8 protein-coding genes are annotated in these 10,929 nt (G+C 72.1%); 3 read left to right on the top strand and 5 right to left on the bottom strand.

The genetic code is table 11. The features are described 5' to 3' along the window. On the top strand, positions 1-938 hold a 938-nt coding region (wecB, locus tag KDL01_RS33950; RefSeq protein ID WP_212532785.1), incomplete at its 5' end, for a non-hydrolyzing UDP-N-acetylglucosamine 2-epimerase. An 82-nt stretch (positions 939-1,020) separates the two neighbouring features. Here wecB and KDL01_RS45615 read toward each other — a convergent pair. From KDL01_RS45615 to KDL01_RS33930, 4 genes are all read right to left on the bottom strand, one after another. Then, positions 1,021-2,094, bottom strand: a complete 1,074-nt coding sequence (locus KDL01_RS45615; RefSeq protein ID WP_212532784.1) for a GGDEF domain-containing protein — start codon at positions 2,092-2,094, stop codon at positions 1,021-1,023. 17 nt (positions 2,095-2,111) lie between these two features. Continuing rightward, positions 2,112-2,330, bottom strand: a complete 219-nt coding sequence (locus KDL01_RS33940) for a hypothetical protein (protein WP_212532783.1) — start codon at positions 2,328-2,330, stop codon at positions 2,112-2,114. Positions 2,331-2,486: 156 nt separating this feature from the next. Then, positions 2,487-4,001 carry a beta-N-acetylhexosaminidase gene (locus tag KDL01_RS33935; RefSeq protein WP_212532782.1) on the bottom strand — a complete coding sequence of 505 codons (1,515 nt, stop codon included), beginning with the start codon at positions 3,999-4,001 and terminating at the stop codon, positions 2,487-2,489. Then, complete coding sequence (locus tag KDL01_RS33930) at positions 3,998-4,819, bottom strand: SAM-dependent methyltransferase (protein ID WP_307846736.1); 822 nt, start codon at positions 4,817-4,819, stop codon at positions 3,998-4,000. The genes KDL01_RS33935 and KDL01_RS33930 overlap by 4 nt, the downstream gene beginning before the upstream one ends. A gap of 209 nt (positions 4,820-5,028) precedes the next feature. On the opposite strand from KDL01_RS33930, the gene KDL01_RS45610 reads away from it, so the two are divergent. Beyond that, positions 5,029-6,546 (top strand): ricin-type beta-trefoil lectin domain protein, encoded by a 1,518-nt coding sequence (locus tag KDL01_RS45610; protein WP_212532780.1) that lies wholly within the window; start codon positions 5,029-5,031, stop codon positions 6,544-6,546. 129 nt (positions 6,547-6,675) lie between these two features. Here the strand turns inward: KDL01_RS45610 and KDL01_RS33920 are convergent, their stop codons facing one another. After that, entirely contained in the window at positions 6,676-9,489 is a 2,814-nt protein-coding gene (locus tag KDL01_RS33920) for a cellulose-binding domain-containing protein (RefSeq protein WP_212532779.1), read from the bottom strand. Positions 9,490-9,724: 235 nt separating this feature from the next. Here KDL01_RS33920 and KDL01_RS33915 point away from each other — a divergent pair. Next, positions 9,725-10,929: acyclic terpene utilization AtuA family protein (locus KDL01_RS33915; protein ID WP_212532778.1), on the top strand; the 1,205-nt coding region annotated here is incomplete at its 3' end.

Raw genomic sequence — 10,929 nt, 5'->3', positions numbered from 1 at the left:
AGATGTGTATAAGCGACAGGTCGCGGGCGGGGCAGGTGGCCGCGGCGGTGCAGAGCCTGGACACGCTTTTCGGCACCGCGCGCCCGGCGGCGGTGGTGGTGCAGGGGGACACCAACTCGGCGCTCGCCGGGGCGCTGGCGGCCAACGCGTACGAGATTCCGCTGGTGCACGTGGAGGCGGGGCTGCGCAGCCACGACCGGCGCACCGCGGAGGAGCACAACCGGGTGCTGATCGACCACGTCTCCGACCTGCTGTGCGCGCCCACCCGCGGCAACGTGGAGAACCTGCTGGCCGAGCGGGTGGACCCGGGCCGGATCGAGCTGACCGGGAACACGGTGGTCGAGGCGCTGCGGCAGGCGCTGCCCTCGGCCGGGGCGCGCGCCAAGGTGCTGGCCGAGGCGGGCGTGGAGGCGGGCCGGTTCGTGCTGGCCACCTTCCACCGGCCGGAGAACACCGACGACCCGCGCGTGCTCGGCGCGATCGTGGCCGAACTCGAGGCGATCGGCGCGGCCGGGCGGCCGGTGCTCTTCCCGGTCCACCCGCGCACCCGCCGCACGCTCTCCCAGGTCACCGGCGGGCGGCTGGCCGACGGCCTGGTCGCCTGCGATCCGCTCGGCTACCGCGAATTCCTCGCCCTGGTGGCCGAGTGCGCGCTGGTCGTGTCGGACTCCGGCGGCATCCAGGAGGAGACCACGGTGCTCGGCCGGCCGCTGGTGGTGGTGCGCCGGCACACCGACCGGCCCGAGGCCCTGGCCGACTTCGCCATGCTGGTCGAGCCGGGGCCGGCGATCAGCCTGGCCGCGTTCACGCTGCTGACCGACATCGAGTCCGTGCACGCCCGGCTGACCGCGCTGCCCTCCCCGTTCGGCGACGGGCGCGCCTCGTTCCGGATCAGGGACGCGATGTTCCGCGGGATCCCGACCCTGAGCGCGAACTGACGCGGCCTCGACGGGGCTTCGACGCGCCCTCGCTCGACCCGCCGGCCGGCCCGCGGGAGCGCGGACGGGCTCTGAGGCGGCGTCAGGCGCGCGGGCCCGGGCTCTCGCCGGGGACGTGCACCTCGACCCGGTTGCGGCCGTGGCGCTTGGCCTTGTAGAGGGCGTTGTCGGCGTTCGTGATCAGTGCGGAGATCTCGTCGGGGGTGCCGGGCCCGAGTTCGGCCACGCCGATGCTCACGGTCAGGGAGCGCGGCCACTGCCGCGAGTCCGACTCGATCCGGGCGCGCAGTTGGTCGGCACGGCGGGCCGCGTCGTCGATGGCGCAGTCGACCAGGATCGCGGTGAACTCCTCGCCGCCGAAGCGCGCGGTCAGGTCGCCCGCCCGGGTCTGGCGCTGGAGGATGCGGGCCAGCAGGCGCAGGGCCTCGTCGCCCGCGTCGTGGCCGGCCGAGTCGTTGAGGCGCTTGAACCGGTCCACGTCGATCATCAGCACGCACAGCAGGGCCCCGCGCCGCTGGTGTTCGGCCACCTCGCGCCGCAGCGTGTCTATCAGGGTGCGGCGATTGGGCAGGCTGGTGAGCGGGTCGGTGCTCGCCTGTCGGCCGAGTTCGGCGAGGAGCACGTGCACCCGGCGCTGGAGCGTGATGATCACGTACCCGGTGAGCACCAGGGTCGCGATCATCGGGCTGTAGGCGAACAGGCCCAGGTGCGGGTCCACGAAGCTTCCGGCGAACAGCACGATCACGCCGGCGAAGGTGGTGGCCCAGGTGATGGGCTCGGTGAGCAGGGCGCTGGCGTAGAGCACCGGCCAGAGCATCAGGATCGCGCCGGTCGGCGTGACGATGCGGCTCCAGAGCATGGGCACCGCGAGCAGGACGACGGCCAGGAACGGCAGGTAGGCGGCGTACCGTTCGGCCAGCCGGTTGCGCGCGATCAGCAGGATGAGGCCCACCAGCGCGCCCACGCCCGCGCAGATGAACGCCACGGCCCAGGTGTAGCTGCGCCCTTGCCCGGCCGGCGGCGGCGGAAGCGAGTCCACGAAGATGATCGCCGCGGCGGCGTTGAGCGCGCCGCCGAGCAGGAAGAAGCATCCGGCCGCACCGTACGGCCCGGCCCGGCCACGCAGGGCCGGGATCGAGGGCAGCACGGGGAACACGTCGTCGGGTTTCGGCGTCAGGCGTGCTCGGTCGGCCGGTTCGGCCCGAGCTCGTCGGCCTCGCCGTCCGCGGGCGCGTCCGCGTCGGCGGCGCGGGCGCCCGGCTGGGCACCGTCGAGCAGCGCGGAGAGCTCGACGGTGTCCTCACCCTGGTGCCGCGGCGGCTGCCACGGCTCGCTGCTCGGTGTGGTCACGGCGAGCTTCCGCTTTCCGCGCAAGACGTCCCTCAGGCCCACGGCACTCTCCGTTCGTCGGCAGGCGGCTGCCTGATCGGCGGCTACCTGCAACTTGCCTGCCCGCCCGACGCAGGTGGCGCACCTGACCTGCTCCGTATGAGGGAGAAGCCGGACCAGAAGGGAGAACGCGGGGGATCGTGGTGCCCCCGGGACCGGTCAGCCCCAGACCTCGGGCGCGCGGAAGTAGCTGCGGCCCTGGGCCTCCCAGCGCTCGGCGTGCGCGGCCAGGCGGGTCCGGTAGGCCGCCCAGTCGCGTCCGGCCGGGCTCCAGGCCACCTCGGCGTGCCCGGGCAGCCGCGGGAAGATCAGGTACTCGGCCTCGGCCATGGTGGCGACGGTCTCGGTCCACAGTGCCGCCTCGATGCCCAGCACCCGCTCCGGCTCGATGCCGCCGAGGTACTCGATCGGGTCCCAGGCGTAGGCCTGCTCCACCCCGACGTAGCCGGACCAGTGCAGACCGAACGGGGAGTCCGGCGCGTACTGCATGTCGAGGTAGGAGTGCGCGGCGGGGGAGACGATCGCGCGGGTGCCCTTGGCCACGGCGTCGCGGAACTGCTCGTCGCTCACCCCGTGCTCGACCGTGTCGTGGCCGTGGTTGCGGCCCCAGTACTGGGCCACGATCTCGTCCGCGCCGGTCATCACGATCTCCTCCCAGCCGATCACCGTCTTGCCGGTGCCCGCCGCGATGGCCGCGGCGCGGCGCAGGAACCGCTCGAACTGCTCCTTGTCCAGCACGTCCACCTCGTCGCCGCCGAGGTGCAGGTACCGGCCGGGGGTCATCGCGGCCAGGTCGCCGAAGACGTCCTGGAGGAACGCGTAGGTCTCCTCGTTGTCCGGGTCCAGCGTGCTGAAGCCGACCTCGATGCCGCGGTACTCGGTGGCCTCGAAGCCGTCCAGCGCCAGCTCCGGGTAGGCCAGCAGCGCGGCGTTGGTGTGGCCGGGCACGTCCACCTCGGGCACCACGGTGACGAAGCGGTCGGCGGCGTACGCGGTCAGCTCGGTGTAGTCGGCGACGGTGTAGAAGCCGCCGGGGCCCTCGCCCACCTGGAACCCGGAGGCCCGCGCGGTCAGCTCGGGGCGGCTCGGGATCTCGACCCGCCAGCCCTGATCGTCGCTCAGATGCAGGTGCAGCGCGTTGAACTTGTACGCGGCCAGCGCATCGATCAGCCTTTTGACATCGGCGACGGGGAAGAAGTGCCGGGTGACGTCCAGCATGGCCGAGCGGTAGCCGAACCGCGGCCGGTCGGCGATCTCGACGCACGGGACGGTCCAGTCGCCCTGCGCGTCCGGGGTGCTGCGCTCCACAGCCGCCGGCAGCAGCTGACGCAGCGTCTGCACACCGCGGAACAGGCCTTCTGCGGTGCCCGCGCGCAGCGTGACGGCCTCGGCGGTGACGCTCAGCACGTACGCCTCGTGGGCGCCCGCCTCCTCGTCACCGGCGGCATCGTCGGCCACGGCCACGGCCGGGTCGAGGGCGAGCAGCACGGCGCCGGTCTCGCCGACGGGCAGCGGCAGGCCGGTGGGCCGGCGCAGCGAGTCCGCGAGGTACTCGGCCACCCGCAGCGCCTCGCCGGACACGCCGGGCGCGGCTATCGCGGTGTCCTGGGTCAGCCGGAACGCGCCGGGCAGTTCCCGGACCGTCCGCGGCTGTGGGATGAGGGCGAGGGTCATGTGGTCTTCCTTCCGACCGCGGCGTATCCGGAGTAGCGGGTGACGTCGCCGCCGAGCGGGTCGGGGCCCGGGTCGGGTTCTGGACGCCACCTGATCATGTCCACGAGGCCGGGCTCCACCAGGTCGTAACCGTCGAGCAGCGCCGTGATCTCGAGCTTGGAACGGTAGTGCATGTGGTGGCTGGCCTTGCGGTAGACCTCTTCCGCCCGCTTGGCCATCACCGGGTCGTACTCGTCGGTCGCGTGCGTGACCGCGACGTAGGAGCCCGGCGCGGTCGCGTCCCGGTACCGCCGGACCACCGCGGCGGGCTCGTCCCGGTCGGCGAGGAAGTGCAGCACCGCGATCATCAGCACCGCGACGGGGCGGGAGAGGTCGAGCAGCTCCTTGCTGACGGGGTGGCCGAGCACGTACGCGCAGTCGCGCAGGTCGGCCAGCACCACGCCGGTGTGCGGGGTACGCCCGAGCAGGGCCCGCCCGTGCGCGGCGGCCACCGGGTCCACGTCCACGTAGACCACCCGCGCCTCGGGGTTGGCCCGCTGGGCGATCTCGTGCACGTTGCCGACCGTGGGCATCCCCGAGCCCAGGTCCAGGAACTGGTCCACGCCCGCCTCGGCCAGGAACCGCACCGCCCGGTGCAGCACCGCGCGCTGGGCCCGCGCGATCGCCGGCAAGTCCGGCAGGACCTGCAGATACTCCTGGGCGAGGCGGCGGTCCGCGGCGAAGTTGTTCGAACCGCCGAGGAAGAAGTCATACATACGGGCCGCGGAGGGCCGCTCGACGTCGATCTCGTCCGGGGCCCACGGGGGACGTGGATTCACGCGGAACCTCAGCTCTACGGAATGATCAGCGGGCACATTGTGCCACAGCGCCGCGCCGGTGGGACCGCCCCCGGCGGGGCGGACGGCGCACTCGGAGACGCGCAGGGCCGCCGGGGCGTACGCTCGGGTCGTGGAGCACGGGGGTGTACTCCTTATAATGCCTCGGACAAGCTTCGGTGCGCGCACCATGGCGAAGGGCGAAACGGCACGTGACTGGCGATCCCTGGCGGCCCGCGGACGAATCCGGCGCCGCCCCGGCCCCGCAGGGGTCTTATGGCGAGGCTGGCGCCTGGGGCGCCACCCCCGCGGCCGACCCGTACCCACAGCAGGCGTGGAACGTGGCGCCCACCCCCGACCCGTACGCGCAGCAGGTGGCGCCCGCCCCTGACCCGTACGCACAGCAGCAGGGCTGGGACGCGCCCGCGCCCACCGCCGGGTACCCGGCGGACGCGCAGCCCACCCAGCTCGCCCACGGCTACCCGCCGCAGGGCCTGCAGCAGCCGTACCCGCAGCAGTATCCGCAGGAGCAGCAGTACCCGCAGCAGCCGTACCCGCAGGAGCCCTACCAGCAGGAGCAGTCGTACCCGCAGCAGGGCCAGCCGCAGCAGCCCCAGCCGCAGGACCAGTGGCCCACCCAGGTCGCTTCGTCCTGGCCCGGTGCCGGCGGCGCGGGCTACGACCAGCAGCCGACCCAGGTCGCCTCGTCCTGGCCGGGTGCCGGGGGCGCGGGCTACGACCAGCAGCCGACCCAGGTCGCCTCGTCCTGGCCCGGCGCGCCGTCGCAGAGTCCGCAAGCGCCGCCCGCCCCGCCGCAGCCTGCGACGCCGCAGGCCGCCGCGCCGCAGCAACAGCAGCCGGCCAGCCGGCTCGCGCAGAACTGGGGCGCGCCCGCGTCCGCGGGCTTCTCCCAGCCCGCCGGCTACCAGGCCACCTCGGTCATGCCCCCGCTGCCCGGTTACGCCGACCCGGCCGCGGCCGGGCCCGGATACGAGGACCAGGAGGACTACCCGGATCCGGACGAGCGCGGCCGCGGCCCGGTCGGCAACCCGAACTCGCGGCTGCCCCGGTTCGTGCGCGAGCACCCGACCGAGGTCGGCCTCGGCGCCGCGGTCGTGGTCGCCTCGCTGGTGATCGTCGGCGTCCTCTCGCTCGGCGGCGGCTCCACTCCGGTCGGCGCGCAGGCCGGGGTCGGGACCACTCCGGCCGCGGCGCAGAGCGCCGAGTCCTCGCCGAGCCCGAACGGGCAGTCCGTGGTGGTGCCGGTGGCCACCCCGACCGCCTCGCCCTCGCCGTCCGCCTCCGCGACGCCCACGGCCACCGCGGCCGGCGTGCTGACCCAGGGCGCCTCCGGCGAGATGGTGAACCAGGCCTCAGGGCTCTGCCTCACCACCAGCGACCCGGCCTTCGGCCTGGCTTCGACCATCGTGCTCGCAGTCTGCGGCCAGGCGCCCACCCAGGAGTGGACCTACAGCGGCTCGAACCAGCTGACCGAGAACAACAACGCCGGCTGCCTCGACGCGTACGGCGCCACCACCACGCCGGGCACCGAGGTGGACCTGTACAGCTGCAACGGCGGCACCAACCAGCAGTGGACGCTGCTGCCGGACGGCACGGTCGTGGGCCAGGCCTCGAACCTGTGCGTCAGCCCGGTCAACGACGGCACCACGGTCGGCACCCAGGTCGTGCTCGAGACCTGCGACGGCACGGCCACCCAGCACTGGAACTAGCCGCCGCCAAGACCGATACGGAACACGACACACGGCGGCCGCCCGCGGGATGCGGACGGCCGCCGTCGTTCATCCGGTCACTGCCGGATCACTGCCGGATCACTGCCGGATCACTGCCAGGCTCGGGCGTCAGGTGCAGGTGACGCCGTTGACCGTGAAGGACGTCGGTGCGGAGTCACTGTTCGTCCACGTGCCCTGCATCCCGAAGTTCGTGTTGCCTCCGGGTGCGATGCTGCCGTTGTAAGCGGCGTTCGTCACCGACACCGCCTCACCGCTCTGCGTGTACGAGCCCTCGTTCCACGCGCTGGTGATCTTCTGGTCGCCGGGGAAGGTGAAGCCCACCGTCCAACTGCCGATGGTGGTGCTGCCGGTGTTGTTGATCACCACCGTGGAGGTGAACCCGCCGCCCCACTGGCTGTTGGTGGTGTAGGTGACGTGGCAGCCGAACCCGGTGGCGGTCACCGTCGGGCTGGGGCTCGCGCTCGCCGACGCCGAGGCGCTGGCGCTCGGGCTGGCACTGGGCGAGGCGCTCTTGGACGCCGAGGCGCTCGCCGACGCGCTGGCCGACGCGGACGCACTGGCCGAGGCCGACGCGCTCGCGCTCGCCGTCCCGGTCGAGCTGCCCGAGGGCACGCCCATCATGATGCCGCGTCCGTTCGTGCCCACGTACACCCGGCCGTAGACGTTGAGGTCACCGGTGATGGCCGCGCCGATGTTGCCCCACTGGTGCTGGTCGTCGTTGATCCGGGTCCAGGTGGCGCCCTCGTCGTCGGAGCGGAAGATGCCCTGGACGCCGTTGACCGTGGCGATCGAGTACAGCGCCAGGTAGCCGCCCGAGGTGGCCGACTTGCCGAAGCCCAGGTTGATCGCCGCGGAGACGCTGCTGAGCTGGGTGAAGCTGGTGCCCTCGTTGGTCGAGTGCCAGATGCCCGAGGTGCCGGTGGACGAGCCCCCGGTCACCCACACGTCCCCGGCCACGCCCGGCAGCGCCTTGATGGAGAAGGTGCCGGTGGCGGGCAGGTTGGTCACCGTCGCGGTGAAGCTGGCGCCGCCGTTGGTCGAGACGTAGAACGTCCCGGCCGACTCGCCGTAGTACACCTTCGGGTTGACCTTGTCCGCCGCGATGGCCGCGCCCGCCGGGATACCGGTGGAGGCGGTCCAGGAGCTGCCGTAGTTGGTGGAGTAGTACACCCCGGTGCCGGCCGGGCTCCACACCACCGAGCTGCCGTCCGCCGCGATGGCCGCGCGGCCGCCGCCGGTGACGTTGGCCGGCTCGGTCGAGGCCTGCCACCAGTTGGTGCCGTCGTTGGTGGAGAAGGCGACCCGGTTCACGGTCGGATTCGAGGTCTTGTTGATGTCACCGGTGCGCACCAGGTCGGCCGGGTCCAGTCCGGCGTAGTCCAGGCTGTCGCCGCTGGAGAGGTTCGGCGAGGTGTACATCATCGACGGCACGCTGGTGAGCGAGGTGTGCACGAAGCCGTCGAGGTCGCCGAGGGCGGAGATCAGCGGCGCCCCGGTCGGCGGGCTGATCAGATCATTGACGTCGGTCTCCTCCAGGCCGCTGACGTACGGTTGGATGCTGAAGGTGGAGCCGGCGTCCCAGTTCGTCAGGTTCGTCGTGCCGAACAGCGTCGCGCCGGTGCCGTAGAACATCCGGTTGCTGTTGAACGGGTCGATCGCCAGGCCCTCGGTCATCCAGCCGAGCCCCGGTTCCTCCACCGGTTCCACCGTGGAGGCGCCGAAGGTGAGCCAGGGTGTGCCCGAGATGTTCATGGTGTAGGAGTCGGCCCGGTTCGGATAGCTCGTGAAGTTCCACGCCGACTTCCAGGTCGCTCCGCCGTCGGTACTCCGGTAGATGAACGTGTCCGGCCACCAGGAGCTGTATCCGGTCACCATGATCGTGTTCGGATGCTCTTGGTCGATGGATAGGCCGGAGTAGCCGAAGTAGTCCCCTGAGGTGTTCGAGGACGGCACCGGGCTGATCTGGGTCCAGGTGCCGGTGGCCAGGGCGTACTTCCACACGTCGCCGGAGGAGCCGTCGTACGGGCCGCCGGTGTTGGACGTGGTGATGTACAGGTAGGAGCCGGTCGGGTCCACCTCGCCCTTGTGCGCGAGGAAGCCGGTGGGCTGCCCGGCCACCCGGGTCCAGGAGGTGCCGCCGTTGGTCGACTCGTACACCGTGTTCTGCAGGTCGGCCACGCCCACGAAGATGGTCGGGGTGGCGCTGCCCGAGGCGCCCGAGGCCTTGTCGAAGGCGACCCAGGTGACGCCCTCGTTGTCCGACTCGTAGCCGGTGGTGTCGGAGGCGTCCTCGACGTAGTCCCCGACGTTCGGGAACGCGGTGACCTGCGACCAGGTCACGCCGGAGTCGGTGGACTTCCACAGTCCCTGGCCGCTCGGCGCGCCGAAGTAGAGCACGTTGTCGTCGTTCGGGTCCACGGCCAGGCGCTCGCCCATGCCGCGGCCGGGCATGTTGCCGCCCAGCTTGAACGGCAGCGAGGTGGCGGTCCAGGTGGTGCCCTGGTTGGACGAGCGCAGGATCGCGCCGTCGTCCGGGTCCCAGGAGTTGGTGTACATGCCCACCGCGGCCCACACCTTGTTGGTGTTGATCGGGTCGGCGGCCACGGACACGGCACCCATCTGGTCCCAGTTGCTCTCGCCCACCCAGTCCATCAGCGGGGTCCACGAGCTGGTGGACTGGTTCCACCGGTAGACCCCGCCGATGTCGGTGCGGGCGTAGATGATGTTCGCGGCACCGTCGTTGAAGATGATGTCCGGAACGAAGCCGCCGCCGCCGATCGGCACGTTGTTCCACGAGTACGCGGTGGTGGCCGGCGTCGCCGCGGAGGCCGGGGAGAGCAGGGCACCGGCCATCAGCGGGGCCGCGGCCGCCGCGAGGGCTGTGGCCGCGGCGATGAGGCCGCGGGCCATGGGTATGCGCATGACGATCTGTTCCGCCCTTCTTCGTCGAAGCGCTTCGATGGTGAGCGCGCGTCGTCACCGTAGATTCGAAGAAACCCTTCGGCAATGTATTCGAAGCGCTTCGATCTTTGAGCTTGGCGACAGGGATGAAACTTTCGACCGGCGATCTCCCCGACGGAAACAAGCAAGCGTGCTTGCTTTTTTCTCAGCGCTCTGCCAGCGTGGGTCGCACGCCGCCGAGTGAGGGAGAACCCTGATGATCGACGGAGCCGCGGCCGGTCCCGCGCTGCGGATCGGCAACGCCTCGGGCTTCTACGGGGACCGGTTCACCGCGCTGCGCGAGATGCTCGAGGACGGCCCGCTCGACGTGCTCACCGGCGACTACCTGGCCGAGTTGACCATGGCGCTGCTCGCGGTCAACCGGCTCAAGGACCCGGCGTTCGGCTACGCCCGGACCTTCCTGCGCCAGATGGAGGACTGCCTCGGTCTGGCCGTGGAACGCGGCGTGAGCATCGTGACCAACGCGGGCGGGCTCAACCCGGCCTCGCTCGCCGACGAACTGCGCAAGCTCGCCGCCCGACTCGGCATCGAAGTGCGTGTCGCCCACGTCGAGGGTGACGACCTGCTCGGCCGCTCGGCGGAACTCGGGCTCCCGGCCGGACTGCTGGCCGCGCACGCCTACCTCGGCGCCTTCGGGATCGCCGAGGCCCTGCGCGCGGGCGCGAACGTCGTGGTCACCGGCCGCGTCACGGACGCCTCGCTGGTGGTCGGACCGGCCGCGGCGCACTTCGGCTGGACCCGCGACGACCTCGACCTGCTCGCCAAGGCCACCGTCGCAGGGCACGTGCTCGAGTGCGGCGCGCAGGCCACCGGCGGCAACTTCTCCTTCTTCACCGAGATCGACGCGCGTCGGCCCGGCTTCCCCGTCGCCGAGCTGTACGAGGACGGCAGCAGCGTCATCACCAAGCACCCCGGCACCGGCGGCGCCGTCACGGTGGAGACCGTCACCGCCCAGCTGCTCTACGAGACCGAGGGCGCCCGGTATGCGGGCCCTGACGTCACGGCCAGGCTCGACACGATCCGGCTGAGTCAGCAGGGCCCTGATCGGGTGCGGATCGACGGGGTGCTGGGGGAGCCGCCCCCGCCCACCCTCAAGGTCGGGCTGAACCGGCAGGGCGGCTTCCGCAACGAGGTCGTGTTCGTCCTGACCGGCCTCGACGTCGAGGCGAAGGCCGTGCTCGTGCGCGAGCAGATGGAGGCCGCGTTCGCCCGCCGCCGACCGGCCGAGGTGCGCTGGACGCTCGCCCGCACCGATCACGCGGACGCGGCGGTGCAGGAGGAGGCGAGCGCGTCGCTGCGGCTCGTGGTCCGGGACGCCGACGCGCGCACCGTCGGGCGCGCCGTGAGCGACGCGGCCGTGCAGCTCGCCCTGGCCGGATACCCCGGCTTCCACCTCACCGC

This window comes from Actinospica durhamensis (assembly GCF_018139695.1).
Lineage (GTDB): Bacteria > Actinomycetota > Actinomycetes > Streptomycetales > Catenulisporaceae > Actinospica > Actinospica durhamensis.
The sequence above is the reverse complement of the archived record's forward strand: the minus strand, read 5'-3'. Positions and strand labels throughout refer to the sequence as shown.

What these genes read in the sequence shown, in the direction of transcription:
- KDL01_RS33935 (WP_212532782.1), bottom strand. Translation starts at nt 4,001, where the DNA reads ATGACCCTCGCCCTCATCCCACAGCCGCGGACGGTCCGGGAACTGCCC.
- KDL01_RS33920 (WP_212532779.1), bottom strand. Translation starts at nt 9,489, where the DNA reads ATGCGCATACCCATGGCCCGCGGCCTCATCGCCGCGGCCACAGCCCTC.